This window comes from Noviherbaspirillum autotrophicum, assembly GCF_000818395.1.
Classification (GTDB): Bacteria; Pseudomonadota; Gammaproteobacteria; order Burkholderiales; family Burkholderiaceae_D; genus Noviherbaspirillum; species Noviherbaspirillum autotrophicum.
The window spans coordinates 421,343-446,181 of record NZ_JWJG01000028.1; the positions used below are offsets into that span (position 1 = coordinate 421,343).

At 59.2% G+C, this 24,839-nt stretch carries 10 protein-coding genes; 2 read left to right on the plus strand and 8 right to left on the minus strand.

Going from position 1 to position 24,839, the window contains the following annotated elements:
* The first annotated feature begins 25 nt into the window (after positions 1–25).
* A complete protein-coding gene (locus tag TSA66_RS03225) occupies positions 26–1,282 on the plus strand; it encodes a metallophosphoesterase family protein (protein ID WP_040038964.1) in 1,257 nt (418 codons plus the stop codon).
* 6 nt (positions 1,283–1,288) lie between these two features.
* On the plus strand, positions 1,289–4,747 hold the full coding sequence (locus TSA66_RS03230) for an ATP-binding protein (RefSeq protein WP_040038965.1): 3,459 nt from the start codon (positions 1,289–1,291) through the stop codon (positions 4,745–4,747).
* 491 nt (positions 4,748–5,238) lie between these two features.
* Here TSA66_RS03230 and TSA66_RS25995 read toward each other — a convergent pair whose 3' ends face one another.
* The 8 genes from TSA66_RS25995 to TSA66_RS03265 form a co-directional block, all read right to left on the minus strand.
* On the minus strand, positions 5,239–5,595 hold the full coding sequence (locus TSA66_RS25995; protein WP_084199242.1) for a PilZ domain-containing protein: 357 nt from the start codon (positions 5,593–5,595) through the stop codon (positions 5,239–5,241).
* A 311-nt stretch (positions 5,596–5,906) separates the two neighbouring features.
* Positions 5,907–7,733, minus strand: coding sequence for a hypothetical protein (locus tag TSA66_RS03235; protein ID WP_040038966.1), 1,827 nt, complete (start codon positions 7,731–7,733; stop codon positions 5,907–5,909).
* Entirely contained in the window at positions 7,730–8,224 is a 495-nt protein-coding gene (locus TSA66_RS03240; protein ID WP_232429394.1) for an ABC-three component system middle component 2, read from the minus strand. Before TSA66_RS03240 ends, TSA66_RS03235 begins: the two co-directional genes overlap by 4 nt.
* Entirely contained in the window at positions 8,212–9,279 is a 1,068-nt protein-coding gene (locus tag TSA66_RS03245; RefSeq protein WP_040038967.1) for an ABC-three component system protein, read from the minus strand. Before TSA66_RS03245 ends, TSA66_RS03240 begins: the two co-directional genes overlap by 13 nt.
* Positions 9,280–9,519: 240 nt before the next feature.
* Positions 9,520–10,719 carry a hypothetical protein gene (locus TSA66_RS03250; RefSeq protein ID WP_040038968.1) on the minus strand — a complete coding sequence of 400 codons (1,200 nt, stop codon included), beginning with the start codon at positions 10,717–10,719 and terminating at the stop codon, positions 9,520–9,522.
* Between the two features lie 7 nt (positions 10,720–10,726).
* Positions 10,727–20,404, minus strand: a complete 9,678-nt coding sequence (locus TSA66_RS03255; protein ID WP_040038969.1) for an RNaseH domain-containing protein — start codon at positions 20,402–20,404, stop codon at positions 10,727–10,729.
* Complete coding sequence (locus tag TSA66_RS03260) at positions 20,401–23,787, minus strand: hypothetical protein (protein WP_040038970.1); 3,387 nt, start codon at positions 23,785–23,787, stop codon at positions 20,401–20,403. The genes TSA66_RS03255 and TSA66_RS03260 overlap by 4 nt, the downstream gene beginning before the upstream one ends.
* Entirely contained in the window at positions 23,780–24,724 is a 945-nt protein-coding gene (locus TSA66_RS03265) for a restriction endonuclease-related protein (protein ID WP_157691583.1), read from the minus strand. Before TSA66_RS03265 ends, TSA66_RS03260 begins: the two co-directional genes overlap by 8 nt.
* Positions 24,725–24,839: the final 115 nt, after the last annotated feature.

A 24,839-nucleotide genomic window follows, 5' to 3' on the forward strand; every position in this document is an offset into this window, starting at 1 on the left:
ACCTTGCCCCTCTAACGACCGCCCCATGCGATTCATTCATGCCGCCGACATTCACCTGGACAGCCCGCTCACCGGCCTGAGCGCCTATCAGGACGCACCCGCCGACATGCTGCGCGGCGCCACGCGCGACGCCTTCTCCAACCTGATCAACGAAGCCATCGAGTTGCAGGTGGATTTCGTGGTGCTGGCAGGCGACCTGTACGACGGCGGCTGGAAAGATCACAACACCGGCATTTACTTTTGCCGGGAAATGGGGCGCCTGAAAAAAGCCGGCATCCCCGTGTTCGCGGTATTCGGCAATCATGATGCCGAAAGCGAAATGACCAAAAAACTGCAACTGCCCGACAACGTGGTCCTGTTCGACTCGCGCAAGGCCAGTACGGTCACCATTGATCACCTCAAGGTGGCGCTGCACGGGCGCAGCTTCAAGGAAGCCGCCACCACCGAAAACCTCGCCCGCAGCTACCCGGATCCCCGTCCGGGCATGTTCAATATCGGCGTGCTGCATACGGCGCTGGGAGTGCATTCCACGCACGCGAACTACGCGCCGTGCAGCATCGAGGAACTGTACGCAAAGGGTTACCAGTACTGGGCGCTGGGCCACGTCCACGACTTCCAGGTATGGCAAGGCACCTGCACCGTGGTGTTTCCGGGAAATCTGCAGGGCCGGCACATCCGGGAATCCGGAGCGCGTGGCGCGGTGCTGGTGACGGCCGACGAGACGGGCGTGCAGCAAATCGACCGGCTGTATGTCGACGTGCTGCGCTGGCATTGCCTGGAGGTCGATGCCGGCCCCTGCGGCACCCTCGCGGAGGTGGTGCGCGCCATCGGACGGGAACTGGAAGGCTTTATGGCGCACAACACCTGCACCCTGCCTACGGCGATGCGCATTATCGTGGCCGGCAAAACGGCGGCGCACGGCGAACTGTTCGGCATGGAGGCGCAATTGCGCGCGGAAGTGCTGGCGCTGGCCGCCGCACATGGCACGGACCGGCTCTGGATCGAAAAGGTCAAGACGACCACTACCGCCGCCGCCGACAGCGAGGTGATTCGCGCGCGCGGGGACGCCCTGTCGGACCTGGCGCAACTGCTGGAGCAGGCGGAACTCGATGATGACTTTATTAAGAGCCTGCAGACGGATCTGATGCAAATGGTGGGCAAGGTGCCGCTGGAGTTGCAGCAGGCCGTACCGTATTTCAAGGATATCCGTGCCGGCGAGCTGGCCGGCCTGGTTCACGAAATCCGACCGGGCTTGTTATCCCAACTGGCCAGCATGGAGTAACCCGCCATGCGACTGCATCGACTCGAGCTGATCAAGTACGGCAAGTTCACCGACCGCGCCATCGACTTCCCGGCGTCCAGGCGGGATTTCCATCTGATTATTGGCCCGAATGAAGCCGGCAAGTCAACGCTGCGCTCGTCCATCCTCGACCTGCTGTTCGGCATTCCCACCCGCTCGCCGTTGGCGTTCATCCATCCGCTCAACGAATTGCGCCTGGGTGCGCTGATCGGCCATGCGGGCGACGCGCTGGCGTTCCATCGTGCCAAGGCCGCCCGGCAGACGCTTCGCACACCCGCTGACGCCGTGCTACCCGACGCGGCGCTGGCGTCTTATCTGGGCGCGGCAGACCGCCATTTCTTCGACCAGATGTTCGGACTCGATCATGCCCGCCTGGTGGCCGGTGGCAACAGCATCCTGAACGCCGAGAACGACATTGGCCAGGTACTCTTCCAGTCGGCCGCTGGTGTGGCCAGCCTGGGCAAAATCCGCGACGCCTTGCTGGCGGAGGCGGAAAAGCTGTGGGCGCCCCGCAAAGCCGCCGACCGCGCCTATTACATTGCCGCCGACCTGCTCGACAAGGCCAATGCCGCACTGAAGGAATCGACGGTGCGCACCAAGGTGTGGACGGAAGCCCATGCGCGACTGGAAGCGGCTGCCGATGCGCTGGGTCAGGTAGGCGACCAGCTGCGCGAGCTCGACATCGCGCGCACCCGCCTGGAACGCATCCGGCGCACCGCCCCGTTCCTGCGCGCGGTGCGTGACATCGAGGCGCAACTGGCCGCACTCGCGCACGCAGCGGACCTGCCGGAAGACGCGGCCGTCATTGCGGCCCAGGCCGAGCGCGACCTGGCCACGGCCACGCAGTTGCTTGAATTGCGCAGCGATGACGTCCACCAGGCGAAGCAGGCGCTGGCCGCGGTTGAACGCGACGACAAGGCCCTCGGGTGCGCCGAGGAGATTGTCGCGCTGGATACGCTGCGCACGCGCCTGTCCAACCATGAACGCGATATCGGGCGGCGCCAGGAGGAAGTTGTCGCTTTGTTCAAGGAGATCCGGGCAGCCTGTCGCCAGTTGGGCTGGGACGACGAATCGGAAGAGACGCTGCGCGAGCGCCTGCCATCGCTATTGACCCGGCGCGAGCTGGGGCGCCTGTCGCGCGCCCGCAGCGGTCTGGCGCAGGCGCTGCGCACCGCCGAACAGGCCGAACAGGCCAAAGAAGCCGAAGTCACGCGACTGTCCGAGGAGCTCGGGAACCTTCCGGGCGTCGAGATCACCCCGGCGTTGCATGCGGCCCTGGCGGACGCGCGTGCGCTCGGCGACACGGAATTCGCCCTGCAAAAGCAGCGCAGGGCGCTGGCCAAGGCAACATCGGCGCTGGACGCGGCGCTGGCCGGGCTGGGCCAATGGCGCAAGTCGCCGACCGAACTGGCCGCCATGGCGGTGCCGGGCCAGCAAACTATCGCGCGGCGCGTCCACGAGCGCCAGACGCTGGCCGCCGAGCGGCGCTCGCTGGGCAAGCGGATCGACGAGCAGCAAGCGCACGTGGCGCAGCTCGAACTGGACATTACCCAATTCCATGAATTACACCAGCCGGTCACCCAGCTAGACGTTGCCGGCGCACGGGCGGAGCGCGACGCTTCCTGGCACGCGCTCAAGACGGGCACCAATTCGCTTGCACAGGGAGCGCAGCAATTCGAGACCCTGCTGTCGCAGGCCGATGCGCTGGCTGACCGCCGGCTCGACAACGTGGAGGCAGCGACCGAATTGCAAACCCTGCAGCACCAGCTGCAGCACGCGCGGTTGGGCGTTGCGGAACTGACCGGCCAGCTGGTCCGACTCGACGAGCAGATCCGGGCAGGCGATGCCCAATGGGAAACCATCGCGGCGGCGATGGGCTTGTCAGGCCTGGCGCTGGACGACGCGGCCGACTGGATGATCCAGCGCGACAAAGTGCTCGCGACGGCCGCCAGCTGCCGCGACGCGCAGGAAGACTTCGCGCAGCTCGAACGCACCGTCGACGCGGCGCGGCAAGCGCTGGCGCAGGCTCTGTGCGATGCCGGATTCGATCGCGGCGGCAGCAGCAGCGTCGCCGCGCTGCGCCTGGAAGCGGAACAGTGGATCCAGGCAGCCGACGCCGCCACCGTCAAGCGCGAAGCCACGACGGCGCAGCTGAACGCCGCGCAGACCATGGCAGTGACGCTGCAGCAAGCCACCGCAGCCGCGCACGCCGATATCGCTCAGTGGCAGCAGGAATGGTCGGCGGCGCTGTCGGCGGCAACGCTGGATCCGCAAAGCGCCATCGGCACGGTGGAAGGGGCGCTCGAACTGATCACGCAGATCGGCGACAAGCTGGACAAGGTGCACCAGATCCGCACCGAGCGCATCGATACCATGACGGTCGAGCTGCGCCAGTTCGAAGACACGGCGCGGCACCTGGCTGCCAGATTGGGGGAGCAACTGAGCGCATTGCCGGCCGTCGACATCGCTCAGGCATTGGCCGAGCGCCTGGCGCACGCGCAACAAGACCACACGGAAGCAGCGCGGCGGCAGGCGGCGCTGGAATCGGCCACGGCGCAGCGCAATGCCGCGCAGGAGATGCTGCAGGCCGCCAATGCCAGCCTGAAGCCCTTGATGACACGCGCCGGCGTCGACGATCCGGCCGCGCTGGCCGAAGCGATCGCCCGTTCCGACACCCGGCGGCGCTTGCTGCGGGAGCTGGACCAGGCCAAGGCCCAGGCGCTCGACGGCGGGGACGGGCTGACGCGCGAACAGCTGGAACAGGAAATCGACGCAGTGGACTTGTCGCAGCTGCCGGCCGAGCTGGTGCAGACGACCAGCGCGCATGCCGAGGCGGTGCAGCGCAAGGCGACCTTAACGGCGGAATACGACAAGGCAAGCAGCGCACTGGCCGCCATCGGCGGGTCCGACGCGGCCGCACGGGCCGAAGCGATGCGCCAGGAAGCACTGGCCCAGATGGCTGATGCGACGGAACGCTATGTGAAAGTCTTTACGGCGGGCCGCCTGTTGCGCTGGTCCATCGACCGCTACCGGGAAGAAAAGCAGGGGCCGATGCTCAGCCGGGCCGGGGCGATTTTTTCGGGCCTCACGCAGGGCGCCTACCAGCGCCTGGTAGTCGATTTCGATGCGCAGCCGATGACGCTGGAAGGCCAGCGCGCCGACGGCAAGCTGGTCGGCATCGGCGGCATGAGCGACGGCACGCGCGACCAGCTGTACCTGGCGCTGCGGCTGGCCGCGCTGGAACTGCACCTGGAACAGGCCACGCCCCTGCCGTTCATCGCGGACGATCTCTTCATCAACTACGACGACGGACGCGCCATGGCGGGATTCGAGGCGCTGGCCAGCTTGTCGGAGAAGACGCAGGTGATCTATCTCAGCCACCATGACCACCTGACCGAATCGGTGAGGAAAGTCTTCGGGGAGCAGGTATCGATCACCCGGTTATGACCAGCCGCGGCGTCGCGCCTGCCGCTCAAAATGAAAACAGCCCGCGTTCTTGCAAACGCGGGCCGCTGGAATTGACCCTGCCGCACGGTGCCAGCACCCCCGAACCCTGGGTCCAAGGAGGTCGGAATCGGCTTGGCTTTGGGATCATCGACAAGCGACAATCGCTCCCGCCAAGGCGCGTTTCCAACCAATGCGCGTAGATCGTCCAAAGGATGTTTTGGCACGGATGAGCGCGACAGGTGATTTACATACTACGCTCTTGACGCATGCTGTCAAGAAGCTGAAACCGCGTTGCGAACGAACATCGACGATAGCCGGGAATGACGCCTGGACGATCGCCTGCCGCGTTCCATCGTTCCAGTGCTCGCTGCGTCGACTTTCGCGCTGCGCGCAGGCGCCCCTGCAGCAGGATCTTCTTTTTCATTGCCGGTGATCGAGCGACGGACTGCGCATTGGACGCGGTGCAAAGACGGTGGCCGGCGAGCGTCAAGCTAGAGGCTTATTGGTTTATTGGCGCTAAATGTTCTGATGAGAAGGGCGCTGTACGGATCCATGTCCGTGAAGCGCACGCCGACCCGAAATCCCTGCGCAACACCAGCTCCCCGCGTATAAACAACTTCGCCCCATACATTAATTCGTTTTTTTCTGTTGTATGCGTCGACATCGAAGGCAATCACACAACGCGTCCCATCTCGTAGTGGCGCGCTCATATATAGCGCAGCTCCACCTTCGGATAAATCTACGACCGCGCAATCATGATGTTCTGTTCCAGAATACATGATGCGCCCTCCCTCGTTCAAATGCCTTCTCGGATGTTTTCGTACATCACGCTGCCCGCGTTCTTGCATGAGACTTTGTCGCTGTATTCAATAAGTCGGGGTATCTTCGTATCCCGGACAAAAATTTCCAACAGGAAAATATCTGCAAAATTGCTTTGGATCAAGAAGACTGGTCTCTTGTATAAAACAAAGGTCGCTTAAGCTCCCCCTTATCCGATGCACATCTTTTTACTGTAACGGTCCGCGCATGCCCGCAGGCAGGCCGATTCAGGCCTCGATTTGTCCTATTGACGCTGTTTGGACTGATCGGAAATGGTGCGATTTGCCGCCGCCAACAGTAGTGCGATGATTAGCGCTGCGAAGCGGCCGCCGTTAGCGTACTAGGCGGAAGCCTCATCGGTGTCCTTGGGCATTCCAGGGTAGAAGCCTCGACGACCCTCATCATCACCATCCCCGACGAACTCCAGTGGTTTCAACAACACCTTTGATTCCGTCTTGATCTCTTGATTCTCCAGGATGATGAGCTGGCCAGAGCCCTCCCACTGGGCAAGCCATGCGTAGAAACGATCCGTGACGGTCGACGCTTCGACCTCCCGCTGCTCCCTGCTCTTCGGGTCGGCATATGACTTAAGTGGTGAATCGATGACGACGAAGCCAAGGTGCGGGTAACCACTGCCGACAGCATGCTCCATGACAGCAATTGTCAACGCTGCTAGAAAGATCGCGCGCTTGCCAGCACCAAAGTCCAAGCGAGCACGGCTGTCGAGGATGAGGTCACAAGCATCGGCATCAAGCAGCACCGACTGGATGCTGGTGAAGCCCCAAGCATGCAGGTAGCGCTTGGCGTGCCCCGCGACCTGGGTTGCCGCATCGCCAATATTTCGGCTTAGCGGGATTTTCTTTTGCTTCTTGGCGTTGGTAAGGCGGGTAAGCTCAGCTATGAGCTGAGCTTCCTCATCGAACTTGGCCAGTTGCTCGGATAGGGCGCTGCGGCGCACGGCGAGGGATTTGGGATCGCCGGAGAATTCGTAGCGCGTTGTATTCACACGCGCCTTCTCAGTCGCCTCAAGCTCATTGAGCTCCGCATGGATATCCTGAACGGCCCGCTCTAAGCGAGCGGCACGCTCGTGCTCGCGAGCAAGCGCCACGGCGAGCCCTTGTCGCAGCACGACGATCTTCTCAAGCTCGGCCTTCAATGCCTTTCGGTAACTATCCTGAGCGCCCTGGCGCAGTTGCCACGGGTCGACCTGCGCCTCGGGAGGAGTCCCGCATAGCGGACATGGAACCTCCTCAAGCGCCTGGAACATGGCAACGCCTTCCCAAGTGGCGCCAAGACGTTCACTGTCGCTCTTGTACTTCGCATTGAGCAAATCAAACCGCTCGATCATGGAGAGGCTGTGGTTCTGTTCTTGCTCGGCAGCTTGGAGTTCGGCGATCTTTCTCAGGATGCCGTTGCGGACGTTTTTAAGCGAGCTGGCACGGGTCTCGTAGTGACTCGTCATCGCGCCCAGCGCGACATCTACGCGCTCGAGAGCATCGGCAACCTCTTCCTTGGTCTGGTCGTCGGGCAGATCTGCACGGACGCGACGCAGTGCTTCTTCGACTCCGAGAATCTGTCCAGCGATGCGATCCAACTCCTTGGACGTTTTGACCAGCTCGATGGCGGAGTCGTCCGTGCCGGTGAGGAACATGTGGAAAGCCGCGATCCGCTGCGTGGCATTGGCGACCGGACCGGCAGTTGGGTCTTCGCTGATCATAGCTGGCTGGGACAGCAAGAACCAATGGCGTAGATCCCCCCCGGTGACAACGCCGCGCTTGGAACGTGACCTAAGCAGTTGCTTGCCAGCCGCACCGGCGTGACGCACAAGAAAGTCCCCGATGTCTTCCTCAAGGATCTCGCACACCGACTCGCCGTCATTACCCGCGCGGATCTTGATCAGACTCGAATCGCCTCCCGCATGAGCGCGACGCACTTCGTATTTGCCGTCATCGGCTTCAAGCTCCAGCGTGAGCAGGTCGTAGCCGGATGCCTCGGGAATCTTCTTTGGCAGCTTGTCTCCACCAAGGAGGTACCACAGACAGTCTCGGATATATGACTTGCCCGTGTCGCTTGCACCGCGTACGAGCATTGCAGGATCACGAAAATCCACCCGAGCCTCGGGCTTGTCAGGGCTGGTAGCCACCAGCGAAACGAGCTTGACTGTCATAGGAGATACGGCTGCTTAACGGTTTCCAATTCCGCGCCCCAAAGGTGCCCGCTTTCGGAAAAGAGCTTCAGAAGCTCAGTCGAGCTGGCGCCGCCGAACTGCTCGGCCACCCAAGCGCAGCGCTCTTGCAAGTCGCGCCAGTACTTCGACGACAAAGATCCGACCATGGTGAAGCTGCTCGAGCCAGCGATGTACGTCATGCCTCTATCGTCGAGGACAACGTCGACCAGACCACGCGTGCTCATGATGTAAAGGCCCTGCTCAATCCGTTCACGCCTGCTAAACAGTTCTGCGTTTCGGTACGGCACCGGCGTGTGGAGGCTGGCAGGACCGCCAACGTCTTGGGAGTAGACGATCGCGTAGTCGAGCAGCACGAGCTTTTGTAGGTCTGAGCCGCCCGGCCTGAGCGCGAACAGCAGGTAGACCATGCGTAACCCGAGCTCGAACGGGGTATTGAACAGTTCCGGATGCTTGCGATTCATCGAACCCATGTGAAGCGTTTCTCGTTGACTAGATGATGGCAGGTGCCCGGCAAATCGCCGCCTCGCAGCCGGACGTGCAACACGCTGTCCGTCACGGTGAGCCCCTGGGCAGCGTCGATGGCCGCGTCATGCCTCTGAAGGCCTGTCTTCAAGAGCGGGCTATTGACCTTGAGCCGGATCCCTTTTCTGACCATCTCGAGCAGCTTCGCGAATTCGTCCTCAACATAAATGTCGCGGCTAAAGCGCTTAAGTCCTTCGGCCGCATAGAAGGCTTCGCGAGCTGCGTCGAGGTGCTCACGATAAACCTCATTTTCTAGCACCTTGGCCAGATCCGTTGGATCGCCTTCAGCCTCTGCGTATGCACGAACGAGCTCCTCGACGTAGGTCATCTCATAAGGCTGGGCCTGCGCCGGGACAGTCGGATCGTCGCCACGTTCCGGCTCGATCCCGAACAGTGCACAGTGAGCAATGGAGTCTTGTGCGTGCCAGTCCAGCAACTCCACAACCTGGCACTCCTCGAAACGTCTGAAGTCGAACGCATTGATGAACGCTTCCATTGCAGGGGTGAGCTTAGCGGCATGCTCTTTAAGGCCATGGGTGCCGCCCTTCCAGGCGCGGAGAAGGCCCGTACGCAGATTGTCAGGGTTGGCCAAGAGGTCGTGTAACTCGGGGCCGACGTTTTTCGGCGCACAGAAGTAGTATTTCCTGGGTACAGGAAAGCTCCCTGCCAGCAGATGGCCGAAGAACTTCACGAACTCAGGATAGGCGTTCCCTGGCGTCAGACGATGTTCATAGTGCTTGGCCTGATACAAGTCCCAGCCGTCCGCAATCAAAGCGGCTTGCAGCCGCGCTTCGACATCGCGCCCTTTGTCACCGGCGTTTCCAAGCACTTTGACGGAGATATACTTGGCGGTACCGAGCGTCCGCTGACGACATGCAGCTGCGATGAACTCCTCCCACTCCTTGTCGGAGACGGTGTGCAGAAAGACGGAGGGTGGAACCGTGCCTCGCTTCACTACCAAGCGATTGGTCTTTGGCTTTTTGAGCTTCGCTTGGACTGACATCCCGTTTCTGTTGGAGATTGGAGAAGAATTTGGAGCCTAGTGGGTCGGGTGGAGGCACGTTCCACTTAACTCATTGTATATAATTGCATCTTATTATATTTCTATTTAGCAATAAATACGATCGCACAAGGGGCTTTGCCTTCATCACAAGACGAAGTTCACGTCCGAACCAACATAGCGCCCCAAAACGACCGCTGCATCGAGCGTGCCGCAATTACCGTGCGTATACGTGTGGTCTATTTACACGCGACTAAGGCCTTTTAATAGAGTATCCATTTGATCCACCAAGTGGACTATGTCATCCTGCCGCGGTGGTCGCATGTGCGCCAGCTCGTTACGCACATCCTTGGCGTATTTGCATACCTGGAATGCGCGCTTGGAGATAGGATCGTCAGGAATCTCCAGCTTGTTCTCCCGAGCGAAGTACATGCCAACAATATTGTTGTATTCCAGGTCGCTACGCGATAGATGTATGGCTCCTTTTTCGGTGATCCGGTAGAAGCCACCATACTTCCTTTCATACTCGTCGAGTGGACGCTTGAAAATCTGCATGACTACATTCAGGCGCTCTTCCAGCCAAGGGGTCAGAGATTTGATACAGGCACGCCAGTACCTGCTGCGCAGGTTATCCCGCATCAGCTCGGCTTGCCTACCCCCTTGACGAACGAGGTACCATTCACGCAAGGGGTGGCATTGGGTCTTCCCGTCGCATAAGTGAATAGTGCCCTCTGCCCAGCTGTCCTTTGTCCAGCGAATGGCGTCGTGGTCAAGCAGTGGCGTCAATGATTCCGGCAGGCTCAGGAGCTCGCCATCCTTCAAGCGCATAAGCTGCTCGGCCATTATCGGATCGAAGCCAGAAAATTCGGTCACGAGAGACGCCAAGAGCGTTGTGGATCCGGGACCCGGCCGCTCGATCATGCGCAGGGTCACATAGGCATCCATCTCTGCGCGCGATAGGCCGCCATTAAAGGTAAGGACCTGCACTTGGTCGTTGCGCATGTCGGAAGTGCATGCGCCATCAGTCAAGGCGATGAACAACCGCGCACTGCCGATGGAATGTTCGAGATTTGTCATGTATTCCCGGAAGTACGCGTTGCACAGGACGGCCCCTTCTTCGTCAACAGGACGGAGGATAACAGCGGCAATACCATCATGTTTGAGGTGAGCGAGCTGCGCCGGAGTAATGGCCGCCCCGCCAAAGTGGGCGCCGATCTCGGATGGCAAGTTCGTGGAGCCATCTGCCTTGATCGTGACGTGCTTGTCGATATGGGCGTTAGTCAGGCCGTCTCGCACCTTATCCCAGAGGCCCGGCACGTCGTGACGCGTCAGGGAAAGCGCAGTGGCGCGTGCGCTCTTGGCTTGCATCGCAATCCGGTGCATGAAGCCCTTGGGGCCGGGAAGGCTCCAATAGAGCTGGGCGGAAAGATGTGGGGCGTTCATCAATGACTCACTTGAGCAGGCGCATATAGAGGGACGGCACATGCCAGGTATTTCCAGCTGATTGCAGGAGACCCATCCACTGAAGGAACTCGAACATCGCTTCGTCGATGTTCGAGTATGTCAACAGATCCTGGAATTCCTGCGAGGAGCGCACTGCCGTATGTGCCAGCGAGAGGAAATCTTCGGTTCTTTTGCGCAACGTGGTGTTGGTAATGAAGTCTTCCGGCATTCCGATGTGCTTGTAGAAGGTATCGAGATTGGGCGCAATGCTCTTGGTCGCGGCATCATATCCAGCCATGACGGTGTCGACCGTCGAGTTGCTACGGCAAAGCTTCTGGATATCCCCGCCGAATCCACAGGTTGCTTCCAGAATGGCGCGGCGAGCATCCGCGTTGTCGGCGAGTGCCGGATTATCTCGAAGGTAGTAGTACAGCGCGTCATCACTCCAGCACGGCACCGGCTCGATCCGAAAGCGCTTGCCGGGGGGCTGGTCGACCAGTGATAACGATCCTTGGGCAATTTCGCGCGAGAGTTTATAGGCAAGATCGGGCAGAGCAATAAGAACAAAGCGCACCCCTGGCTTGTGGTGCTTGGCCACCGTCTGAAATTCGCGTGCGGCCAAGGAAGCGTATTCGCCGATTTGCTGCACTGTCCAGCGGTTTGGCGTGACGGCAAGGAGACGGTGCTTGTCTTCATGGATTATGTCACGCCGATTTGCCAGAAGGTACTGGGATGCAGTGCGAGGTTGTGAGAAGGACACGGCAGAGTAGACGTAAGACTGCGATACGCTCCACTCGTCAGGCATGGAATACATGTTGACGAGGCCACTGGCGTTGTTGCCGGTGACGATGATGAGTTCATCATCCTTGCAGTCGGCATTGGCGCGCAGCCATCCCATTGGCATCGGGAACAGGCTGACTGGCCTCTGGTCGGACGACTTCGCTTTGACCATTGCGGGGCGAAGCTCGCCCTGGCTGCGCTGGTCGACTGGTTTTTCCAGCTCAAGCGCCGAGAGGAGGAACATGACGCGCTCACGGTCGCCGAGCATCATCGCGATGTTCTGGTTGCGCAGAACGTAGCGCGACCCAACCTTGTCCAGCACGTTCAGTTTCTGCATCTCGTCCAGGAGTGCCTCGTAAGCATTCTGGCTGGTCTTCTGGAAGAGGATCGGCGTGTATGTCTCGCAGCATTCACGAATTTGCGACGCCGTCATGCCCTTCATCGTCGTCGAATCAGAGTCGGCATAGTAGTCGTCCGCAAGGATGAGTGCGATGGCCTTGTAGCGCTTGTCGAGCTCCAGATTCAAGCCGAATTTGTGTTGCATGTCCTGCAATAGCTTGTCGCTGCGCTCGATTGTATCGAGATCGTGTTCTGTGATGTACGTGATTGGCTCACCTTCGCCTCGCTTGTTGTAGAGCGAATTCAGCAGCTTCTGACAATAGATTTGGATGAAGGCCGGGTAGAAGTTGCAGACCGAGAGAATCCGGTACGGAAGTTCGTCGGAATCCTTGTCGAAGAAGAAGCCCAGAGCGTTCAGTGGCCGTGTGATCAGTTGTATACCACGGCGGATGTCGCTGTCGCTATTGAACGGCTCCAGGGCAATTTCCTTGGCTTTGCCCAACGGGGAGTTCTCTTCGCTGGCCATGCGCGTCATGTTGTGAAGACCGGCGATGACATAGCGCACCTTGCAGTTGTCCTTGACCCGCTCGCACATTTGCTGCAGTCCGCGGACAAAGCTTGCATCTGTACGTGTCAGTTGCAGCTCAAGCCCCATCAGATCGTCTGCTTCGTCAATTAGGAGGAAGCAGGAGCGGCAGGTCTTGCTCGTGGACAGCTGAGTTTCGATCCATTCCTGGATCTGTTCACCTGACCGGATGTCCGTCGAAATCTTCTGAATGATGTTGTTGTTGGTAAGGGCGTTGTAGATCGTCCGCCACGCAAAGAGCACATGGTCTTCTGTCGATGCGGCGCCTTGCATTTGAATGTAGACCACCGATTCGCCTGGAAGGCCGCGTGAACGGCGCAAAATTTGGTCGAGCAGTGAGCTCTTGCCAAGACGTCGGCCGCCGTACAGGACGCCTGCCGATTCGATGTTGTACAGTTCATTGAATTCACGTTCGCGCCCCACGAACATTTCCGGCGGCGCGGCCGAACCTTCAGCGGTATAAGGATTCGTGTGGAAGGTAAGCAGACCCACTTCTAGCATGCGGCGGATCCGTTTGCCGGGCGCCATGGCCATGTAAGCCACGAGCTCATCATCGACAATGATGACTGGATGCTCGCTGCAGGTCTTCGAGCGTTGCTCGAGGTCTAGGGTGGTATGGGCAAGTAGGAAGGTCGGTGTATTGCCGACCTCGGTCACATGCACGCGCAGATCGGTTGCCTTGGGCCTGCCATTGATGACAAAGCCCTGGATCAGATTGCCACGCGAGCCAAGCAGGGGCGGCACGAAAAATTCATTGGAATGCTCATAGGCGAATGCACGGTCGGGGAAATGGAATGCGATACGGTTCGACTGGTAAGTCGCGCTAGGGGCCAGTGTCGGCGGATTGGACATGCCGGCTAGTTTGAAAAAGTTAGCAATGGGCTCCTCCGCCTCGCGGGGCTTTAGGTTGCGCAAGGCAAGCCATGCATCAATGAAGTGTGCCGCATCGTGACGATCCTCCTCGGAGATACCTGCCAGCGCCAGCGGATCATTGTCCGCTGATGCCTCGAGAAGCTTATCTCGCAGATTTTCGAGAAACGGCTTGTTGCCACGACGAAGGCTCTTGATAGCGCCGATGAATTCCCGGTAGATCTCCGGAGCAATTCGTTCGCGCGGCGGCTTCGGCGGTAGACGTCCGTCACGGCGCAGGATCGTGTACTGGTCGTTGGCGGCCAACAGCATCGAGGCGCTATGTGAATTGAGCATGGCTCCAATCCGGTCGGCATGCGGCAATATGGAGGTCCCGCGTTCACTGATAAGGTTATCGAGGCCAGTACGGATCTTCACGCGCTTTTGCTCGAAGCGTTCGTCAAGCACACTGAATACTTGCGCATTGAGTGCTGCGCGTGCGTGAGGGAAGTCAGGATAGAGGCTGCTACCGTTGGGCCTGCCGATAGGTGCGTCAGGGGAATTATTGGCTTGCTCGATGCTGGCGATGACATTTTGCAGGCGGTTCGTTTCATCTTTCTGAAGGGCAGACAGGGCCATGGCGTGAGCCACGCGCTGGCGAGCATCGTGCAGGTCAGCGCCCAGTTGGGATTTTGCGTCCTGGTACAAGCGCAGAAGATTCGGGTCCTGCGGTGCGCCCGCCGCAGTCAGACGTGCGCTGATGGTGAAGGTCGGAAGGAAACACACATTGGCCAGGTGACCGCGCATGGCGTCGCGCAAAGCGTTGGTGAGGTTCTCCTCGCTGCCGACTGCTTCGAGGTCGATTGGTTCATTGGAGAGGTCGACGGTCTGGCGCAGGACTTCCTGGGGATCGCACACGCGCGGGTAGGCGTGGGGATCACCGAGCTGAGGCCGGATCATCGATGGACGGAAATCCTGTCCGAGCGGAACCTGGATCAGGAGAAGCTGGTCATTGTAGGGAATGCAGGCCCGGGGCGCCTCGTTGACGTACAGGTGCAAGAGGCCATCTATGACGCGCATTGCCGCGAGTTGATATGCGCGTTCCATCTCGTGTTGGACGGGAAGCGTAGAAATGAAGCCCTTGGCTTCCTGCAGCAGCTTGTGCAGCGTAACCAGAAAGTGACGCGCGGCTTTCGGGAGTTCCGCGGCCGGCTTGGCCTTCTTGTCGACAAGCTCTAGGTAGGTCTCGATGAATTTGCGGGTGGTGGTGATGTTTTCGATGAATCTCACTCGTAGTTGTCCATCCAGTTTGCCGCGTTCATGCACGCGCTTCTGGATTTCCTCCAGCACCGAAGTCGGCTTGTCCAGCCGGCGCAGCAGCTGGGGATTCATTGCCTGCAGCTTGTCGTTGTCGCCGCGAGCAATGTGGATCAGCGCCTGGCCCACCAAGTAGTTCGGCCGATGCATATCGATGTGCATTTGGGTAAAACCACGGTGATTCCAATTAGAGAAGATTTCCGGATCATGCTGCCAATTCGCAGCACGATTCTGCATGCGTTTGATCTCGGCTTCGGTGGCTGCAACAACGCCGGCCTGCGATTCGATGAAGTGCTTGCTGGTGAGTTGCACGCCCAGATTGTCCAGCGAACCGATGTGGTCGATGAGCGCCTTAAGTGCCGGACTATCGACAAAGCGCTGGTTCAGGAAGTTGAGGGCGGACCAGCGTTGATCCGACATGGTGTCGTCAAACAGCATCGTGACGACACTGGCCGCGAGAACGCCGATTCCAATAGGGAGCGATCGACAGAGGTTGTCGTCGGTAGTCGTGTAAGTTTGCAGAAAGTGATTGAAGGAGCCGTCCTTCAGCGCGATGGCATGAAAACGGCAATCGATGGAGTCGAGTGTTTTGCAGGCCGCGCGCAGCACGATCTCGTGCGACTTCATCGCGGCACTTGGGTAGGCTAATGTCATGGCCTGCGCATGGACATCGGCCAGTGCATAACGGCGTTTGTCGAACAGGCGATTGAGTGCCTTGAGTGCCTCATCCTGGTCGACGTGGAGATCTCCGCTATCATCGTTCGTTTCTTCGATGACGAGCGGCGTCTCCATCATCGGCTTCGATGCCGTAGCAGTTGCCAGCTTTGCGGCTGGCGCGTCTTCCTGCTTTGCCATGATTTTCCCTATGGCGACAGTAGCCTGCTGTATAACAGTCTGCGCTGCTTCTGCTGCCGACTTTGCAACCTCTGCAGGATCACTGGGCATTGCCATGGTGGTCTGCATCGGTTCAGGAACTTTCATGGCAGTAGTCTCGGCCGGCGTGGCAGCATCCGATTTGACCGGCAATTCCGGTTCGTCGATCGCAGCAAGGGCGGCTACCGGTTGTACGGACAAGGGGGCCGCAGGCTCTGCATGGCTATTATCGACCGGAGTTTCGACGCGGCCAGCTTCGGTCGCTGGTGTCGGCATAGTCGTTGTGACAACATATTCGACCACAATCTCGGACGGTACGACAGCCGTAGTGGATACCTCGGAAGGAGAGGACGACGCGTCAGGCAGACGGAAGTAGACGGAGGCGCGCACATCATCGGCAAGAGTTTGCGACAGGTAGAGCGCTTGGTCGGTAGCTTCGGCGATCTGCTTGGAGCGTTGGGCGCGCTCACCAATGGTCAGCTTGCGCTCAACGGGGGCGTCAAGCGCGGCAAGATGCTCTTCCGCCTCTAGGAGAGTTTTTAGAGCGACAGAGAGGCGATGCAGTTCACTCTGCGCGCCATCAAGGATGTCCGCTGTAATGTCGAGCGCCTGCAAGTCTACGAGATGTAGATCGGCATGCTCGGCCAGCTTAGCAGCCATCTCGTGCGCCATGTGATTGGTTTCCTCGAGTTGCCTCGCCACCTCTTCATTGCGCTTGGCCACCTCTTCCTGCTGGCGGCGATGTTCTTCGTACATGGTGAGGAGAGTGTCGACCTTCGCATGGATAGCAGTGACCCGCTCCGGCAGATCATCCATGGAGATGTCCAGACCCTCGATCATCGAGAGGATGTCGTGTTTCGTATTCATGAACGTGCTCCCATCATGGCCATCGTGCTTGTGTCGGCTTGCAGATTGCGGGTAAGGGTTGACCGGCGCCGCAAAGACACCAGGAAGCGGCGACTGCTGCGCAATGCTTGAGAGGGCGAAACTCAGTGCGGTGCGAACCGGGGCTGCTGGAGCCGCGGCTTCCGGAAGTTCTTTTCGCCAGAGCTTGCGGATCGGCCGGAAGGAATTGATCTTGCCGTTGGCGAATTGATCAAGTGCATCTTCCACAGCCTCGGCGCAGGCGATGTAATACGTCAATGCCTCGGTGGCTAGCGGTCCTACCACATCCGGTGTGATCTGACGTAGCACTTGGCGGCCGTAATCGAGCCCCGGGCACTGTGCGACATGGAAGATTAACCAAGCGAGCTTTTCGTCGTCGCCTTGCGCGACCGTCCAGCGGGCGAGATCGACCAGCTCCTTGCGCTCCGCCTTGCGAGTGCGGAAAGGCTCTGGAGCGTCCACGTTGTAGGCGTCAATCAAGGCCTGGATTTTCGGAAACGGTAGTTTGCCGTTGAATAACCAGTTGGAATTGAGGGAAATGGCTGACTGTGGCGTCACCAGACGTTTGTGCATCCAATCTTGGAAAGTTTGAGAGGTGGGGATTTTGGCGCCAGGGCCGCTTTTTGGTACATAGCCTGCATAGCGTTGCGAGTCCCAAAAACGTTTTAGGTCGCGCTTACGCGACATGTCGACCACTTCGATGGTGTTGGGCGATGTGGCGAAGGATGGGAGGTCGACAAACACCTTGATCCGGTCCTGCTGGATCATTTCGCAATACAGGCGCGAGTTCTTCAGGTCGCGCAGCGTGTACAGCGCGGGCACGCGCAGACGCTTTGCTCGTGCAAGCACACTCTGGTCATTCGGGTCGTCGTTGGGGTCGATGTCCTCTTCGTGGACGTCTTCATGATCGACAGAAGCGTCTTCATGCGATTCCGAATTGTCGACGTCCCGCGTGCACTGGTCGGGCCTACTGCCTCCCGGGTCATCATGCGGATCGTCGTCTTCATCGTCGTCATTCACGGCCAGAGTATCGGCCTCGCTTGTGGGTTCTTCCGTAATAGGCGCTGAGGGGCTTCCCTCGAAGACCTTATTGGCGACCACACTGAAGACATCGAGTTCGGTGGTGGCCTCGCTGGCACCATCGACCGAGTCCGGGATCATTTCGGCAGCGTCACTGCCGTCATCATCCTTCGGATAGCGGATGACGAAGTCATCGATTTTGCGCTTGAAGAAAAGAGGTGCCGGCAGTCGGGTCCAGTCGTTGTAATGCGCATATCCTAGGCGCAAGCCCATAACAGTCGCGGCTATGTGTTGCGGTTCGACTTCAGTTGGGCAGTGCATGACCGTGATGTCCATTGTGGCCGGGATGGAGCACTCCTTCGTGGCCGGCGCCAGCATGGTGTTGTTGTAGTACGTCGACTCGTCTTCCTTTGCCTTTTCCTGCATCGGTACCATACGCGGCATGCTGCGATAGCAGGACTGGCCGCGTTTCGGGTGTGACGTCTTGGAATATCCCATTGACAACAGAAAGTGGGCGGCCCGCTTGTTCGTCGGCGGATCGGTCATCGCGATCTCTACCAGCTTTTTCTGGGTGGTGAGATATTCGTCTACGCGTCTCTCGCCAGTGGGCTCCAAGTTTGGCACCTGAATGCCTTCGTAGATCGTGCGCGACACGCCTCGCAGGGTCACCGTGTCATCGCCACTGCGGATTCGTACAAAGGACATGTCCGGGAACGCGATCGCAAGGTTCACAGCCCCTAAGCGCGGCGGACTGTAATTGACGAGATCAGCGTCACGAATGCCTTTCCACAGGCCTGCCATCGTGAACCAGTCGACCATGACCATGGCACGTGGATCTTCAGAGTTGATATCGTTCAGAGCAACCTTCATCGCAGGCTCGAAGATCGTCTTGAGCCAGTTCTCGTCACCTTGCAAGTTACGCTGGCTGCCTAGCCAACGCAGGCCGTCTGCAAGTGAGGACCAGCCAGTCATAGCGAAGGTCGACTTGTCCTTGTAGATATAGCGGACATGCGTAACGCCCGTTGCCACTACGAGCTTGGTGACGATTAGAAAGCAGACATTCGATTCACCGGAATAGGCGCGTGCCTTGGAACGCATCGCTTGCAGGCCATAGATCGCCGCTGGAGGTATGCCGGCAAATTGCTTGTCGATGAATTTGGGCAAGCCAAACACGAGGCCCGAGTGTGCAAGGAAGACATCCATTAGGGCGCTTTGCACCCGATGGACGAAGCTCTGCTCCGCCTTGTCGACCGACTTTCCTGGAGCGATTGGCAAGACATGGTGCACGTTGGCGTTGCCAATAGCGCACATAGCATGCAGCCCGGCGTAGTAATTAACCGGATCCTCCGTGCGCATGTTTTCCTTATCCGGCGCGCAAATGAGGACATATCGCGGGCCTGTTGCACCGGCAATTTGGCTGGCCGCATTTTTCCATTGTTTGACGCGGGTGTCGAATCTCTCGGTTGCCTTTGCCTTGTTGTTCGGTAGCCGACTTCGCAAGCCATGTGTTTCTTCCGGGAGCTTCGCATGGCTGACGTTGATCGCATTCCCAAACAGAATCTCAGCGACCTTTTTGATGAGATGAGCTTCCCGTTCTCCCTCGGTAAAGACGTAGAGGGTCGGCGTCTGAGAGCCGTGCAAGGCCTCGAGCGCCGCAGCATTTTGCGCGAGCAGACCATCAAGCTTGGCGGTCACGGTGATACCGAATTCACTCTCGTCTTCTTCAGTCGCCTCCTGCTCGAGCGATTGACCGGCGATGCCATCCTGAATCGGCAAGGCGATCTGGCGGCTCCCAACCGGCGCTACGGCCCGAACGTTAATCATGGCAATATCCGTCTTTGGCCGCGAGGCTGTTGCTGAACATTCGACATGCGAAATCTCGCCAGCGAGGGCGTCGGCCAGAAGGAGCTCTACGTTCTTCAAGAGGTCGGCCTCATCGGCTTCGAAGACCGTCCTAAGGTGCACTGACTTATACAAACGTGTGGTTTCTGGAAAACCAGCCCACCATTCCGGTGGTTCGTCCTCGAAACGCAGCTTGATTGCTTCCGCCAGCGTCGCTGGCAACATATTGGCGGAGGCGCGGCGCAGCGCAGAATAGGCGTCGCCAAAAATCCACTCGTATTCCGGTTCCTCATCGCTTACGCTGGGCTTCTTGGCTTGCAGTGTTGCCACCATCATGACCGGATGGTTGGTGTGGAAGACGTAGGCGGTCGCATTGCGCGGGGTGCCCGGGCGCTGCTTTGGTAATTCGTTCGCCCATACACGCCGCATGGCGGACACTTTGAGAAACACTCCGCTTGCATAAGGAATAGAAACCGCGGCGATCCGGGCTACCATCGAGAAAAATTCGCCAGAAGGCGCCTTCTGAGGTGGTGTCATTAAATCGACGACATTGTTGGGAAATTCCGGTTTCGCAATCAGCTGGCAAGGCGGAAGCCCATCAAAGAGTTCCTGCGAGACGAGGCGGTCAGCAAGATCCCTGGCGATCAAGGTGAAGTCAGGGCCGGATCGAATATCGACAAACGCACGCCGATGAGGGGTGATAGTGATACACGACGGCGAGATTGCCTTGCTGACCCGCACGGCAATGGCGTCCATGCCATGCTGCTTGAGCCACGGGGCCAGTTCCAGCTGGAACCAGGTCTTGAAAACATTGGCAATCTGTTCCGGCAGTGCGGCTTCTGTCGCTTCGTCATGTGGCGGATACATCTCGATGGCCGGAGCATTGTGGCGCTTGTGCCCGTCTGGCGCGAGCCCGAGATCGGTATCGACCGAGATGACGCCTGGAAGTCGCGCGATCAATGCGGCGCGGAGTGGCGTCATTGGCAGGTTGATTTTCTTGCCATTCTTGTCGTTCCGGGACAAGGTAAGCATGTCGGTCAAAGTTGCGGCCAGTTCGCCAGTAATGCGAATTCTTACCAAATCTAGCGAGCGGTCAAGCCAAGAATCAGCCAGCCGACGCCCTAGGATCAGGGTATCCCGGTCGCTCTTCATGCGGCGGCGCCACAGTGTCTTGTTGCTGTTCGTATCCATCATGGAGTATCAACAATCAGGTCCTCGATCCGCGACAGCGGCTCGTGGAAGGATTCATAGAGGTTGCTGTAGCATTCACGCGTTGCTTCGTCTTCATGGCGCAAGCACTCTTCGAGAATACGTTGCATCATGACCAGCATGGAGGTTCTCGGGGTGTCGGGCTGGCTGAGCGCCGATCGAGGGGCCCAGGCGGAGTCGACGAAATAGACAAATGCCGGGCAGTCCCCGCGCATGGCACGACCAATTGTTTGCAAGATGATGATCATGAGGTCCGCCACAAAGGGAATGGCATAGTCCCCGAGGCGCTGCACTGACAATTGCAGGCGCAATAGGCGCTCCACCATGGAGGTGACGCGTCGCCGCGCTTCGCGCAGTTCGAGCAGGGCCACATCCTTGGCGGGAAACCGCTTCTGGTCGAATCGTTCGGTTTCCCTGCCAACCAAACCTTGGATCAGCTGCAGGCTGTCCGCGCGCGGGTGAGGACGGGTGAGGAAGAAGAGAGAGCCGATCATCGCTTTGTCAATCCTCGGGCCGAAGCGGTAAACGATGTTGACGCCGCGGCCGATGGCGTTCATCGGGAAGATCAGGAGATCCCAGCCGCGATCGCTCCCGAGCTGTTCAACCTCAGATGCTGTGACGCCATGGGAACCCGCCAGGTTACCGTTGGCGGCATTGGCGCGCACAAGATAGCGGATGCGGCCCCGCCAGTTCGGGAAATTGGCTTGGATGTGTTCGTACAGCAGAGTGCATTGCTCATAGCTGTTGACGACGAAACCGGCCTTCCGACCGTGGCCGTCGACCACATCGTTCTGGAGCATGGCAGTTTCCACGGTCGACAGCGTCCCGTCGCGTAACAACTGATCCGCCATCGCTTTAAGGATGCGCTCGCGGTCGGAAAGCCGCGCGCCGCTGAACTGGAGGAAGCGTTCACTGTCGAGCGGATCAAGGAGCGGCAGGCATCGGTAGACTGAATTGCGCCAACCGGATCCGGCATTCGGTCGGCGAAGCACATAGTGTGGGCCGACATCGACATGAAAGCTGGGGCTATGCTCGAGCAGCGACGTGGCGCTGGTCAGCAGAACGGCCAGTTCACCTCCGGCTTCTTGTGCCAGGTCCATCATCCGGCGTGGTAAGAGGCGCGGGGTGCCGGCAAAACCGACCTGCGAGATGTCCACATTCCCTTCGTCAGAGACGGTATAGCGCACGCCGGACAGGCGGCCTACCAAGGACTCCGGCAAGATCGCCATCTGGTCCTTGGACGGGCGTGAATCGAACACGCCATCCGAGACAAGGCCTTCTGCATTCATCAGGCGCAGGTGCGGCGCAAGGCCGAAGTGCTGTAGGACAAGCAACGTGATCGTTGTCAGCAGGGCGGCATAGGCATGGAATTCTGCTTGGTTGGGGTGGGGAACCAAGCCCGGAGAACTGGCGAGCACCCGGGCGATTTCTGCAATCGCCTGCTCCGATGCGTCGCGCTCCCAAGTGGACAGTACCTGGATGAGTCTCGCATGGAAGGATCGAATGGTCGCTTCATCCGTGCGGCAGAGCCACGCCAACTGCGGGATGTCTCGTTCAAGGCCGGTCACGACCTCGACTTCATCGTCATCATCGTCGTCATCGCCGTGGTCGTCGAGGCGTTGCTTGGGATGGCGGAAGGCGACTTGTTTGGCTGCGTCGTCCCAAATTATTTCGATGGCCGATCGTGCATCGCGATGTTTGTCCATCGCGGCTTCATCATCTTCATCCCCTTGATACGGGTACATGTCGGCGATTATAGACAGTGCAGTCAGGAGCTGGTTGGCATTGCGCTTCCGGAATGTCTCGTCGAAGTGTGTGATGCGGGCAACCAGCCGTTCATTAGCCAGGCCGAAACGGGCCGTCATTTCCATAATCGACGGGATCGTAAGGCCAGCGACAAACGCATTGCGTCCGGATGCCGCCTTTGCATGCAGCTCCTGGAGTAGAGTTCCCCAGACGGATTCTGTGTCGCCGGACAGTTTCATGAGCGGGGTGCCGCGCCCATCCAGGGCACTTTGGGCACCATCGCATTCGTCAATAACCAAGAGGTCGAACGTACGGGCAATGTATTCAAAGTGACGGACTCGCTGTTCGATAAAGAGCCGCGAGACGGTTCGATCCATGGACAACACATGGCCGATCCATAGGCGCCGGCCGATCAGCTCCCGCTCGGCGTACTGTCGGCCGCACACAGAAGACAGGCAGCAGCGCTTCGTACGGGCTTTTTCGCCTTCCGGCCTTTGCAGCAACGTATCGCACGGAGGATTCGCATGCGGAAAATCCTCGTCTTCATCGCTGGCAAAGCCGGCAAGTGCGCAGTTGGTCGAAAAGAACGGTGCAATTGGACGCGTCACTGCAAAGCCATGGTTGTCGGCCGCCATGCTGGCGGCAAAATTGAGGACGTGCTTATTGCGCGCCGACTCGCCCTGGCCATACAGCAGGCCAGCATCGATCCCGTACTGCGCCAGTTTTTCGATGAACCCGGTTGCCACCTCGATCGACGGGAACAGGAAGCAGGCGTTGAATTCGTGCGTGTGAAGCCAAGAGGCCAGGAGGTAAAGGATCGTCGTTTTGCCGGCGCCCGGCAGGCCGATGAGGTGCTTGATGCCGGACAGATCTAGCCCGCGTGCGGTAATGAGACCAGCCTGGCTTGCCTCCATCAGGACCGCCGTGGGATTGCCTGCGTTATCATGCAGACGCCGATACCAGCTGCGTTCGCCTTCTTGCTGGCGGCCGGCGGCAACATCGACACGGTCGAAGCGGTTGGCCTCCTCGACCAATTCCTCCCAAGGAATGAAACCTGGAGCGTGACCCGTGCGTACCGGGTTGTACTGAGGCGGGGCCGGTGGAATAAACCCCAGGGGGCTGATGATGCCGTCGTAGCCAACATACTGCGCCTTGACATTGGCCGACAGCATCGGGTCCTGCAGAGCTGGTGAGGTAGCGACGCGTAGCGGAAGTTCACCTTGCATGCAACCCGCGGCAATAGAAATATCGTCTGGGACAATCGACGTCCAGGCTGGGTGAATGCCGAGATCGTCGTCGATAGTGTAGCGCCAAGACGTGTACTCGCCATCCCCGTTCCGGGCGTCACCACAGCGACGCACCGCATCTAATCGTTCGTGGTGCATACGATAGGATTCCACCATCACACGCAGCTCCCGCAGCGTCGCAGGCGCAATACCGGACAGCCGCAGGTTGTGGATGACTTTGGCAACGTTTGGCGGCAGCGTGGAGGAGATAGACGCAAACCCGGCCATCAAGGCCGGGATGTCGCGCAGGTGACGTTGGCCAAGGAATTCGGAGGCCAGGATGCAAAGGTAGTTTAGATTGTTGGGCCCTTTATAGGGCTGCAGCTGTTCACGCACCGGCGATCTCCCGGAAAGCATCGCTCGCGCGCACGCAGCATACTGAGCGGGAGGCATCTTCCATGGCCGAGGTCACACGCTCAAGGTAATTGGGTGTCATGTCGACCAGCCAGTCGGGGATGACCAATAGCTGGCGTGAATAATAAGCCAGACCACCCTTGCTCTTTCGGATTTTCGTGCCGAGCAGCTCCGGACTTGCATAGGACTTCAGGTCCAGCCCGAACTCACCCACAGCAATGTCTACTCGGTCACGGAAGGGATAAAGCTCGGCCGGCTTGCCGGTGGCAAGAAGTTGGTCATACAGACGGATTTCGTCTACCCCCGGTTCAACCCAGTACTGATGGATTGCACGAGTGACGCGCATGAGGTCGGCGGCCGGCCGGTAGCCACCATGCCGAGTGCCGTTGCCGTGGCTGCAGGCGGAGCTGCGACAGACGAGGCCGGCGGGAGCGCGCTTCATCGCATTGCCGCAGTGTGCACAATGCGGAACGCCCTCTGGTGTTACCCATGATTCTGGAATAGGCTCATAAAAGGGGTGCACGCATTCCCAAGCCGGCGGCGGAATCTCATCGCCCAGAGCAAAGATGTCCTGCCTCGTGGCGATCGGGTTGCGAATGATGAATTCGCGGATCGTGGTGTAGTACTGGTTTGCCAGTGCTGCGGGTTGCTTATCGAGCTGTTCGCGCAATTTCTGAAACAGCAGTTCCTCAATACTCGTGCCAATACCAGTGAAACCATCGGCCAAATCCCAAGCTTCCTCCGTGGGTGCGGCATCATCGGCATCGATCAAGCGAACGGTGGATAAGCCGTGCTCGTCCAATAGCCTCTTCGGCAGCCAATGGCCAAGGGGCAAGGTGCAATGCCAGAGCAATTCATGGATTTCGCTGCCATGGTCTGGAAGACCGTGGATCAGGCACAACCGGGATATCAGTGCCATTGCCTCGCGATCATGGCGATCGAGCCCAATACTGTTGCCAGGAATCCTAGGCGCGCCGCAGATAAGTCGGCTATGAAGTGCTTGACGAGCTTGTCGGGCAACTAGCGCAGCCAAT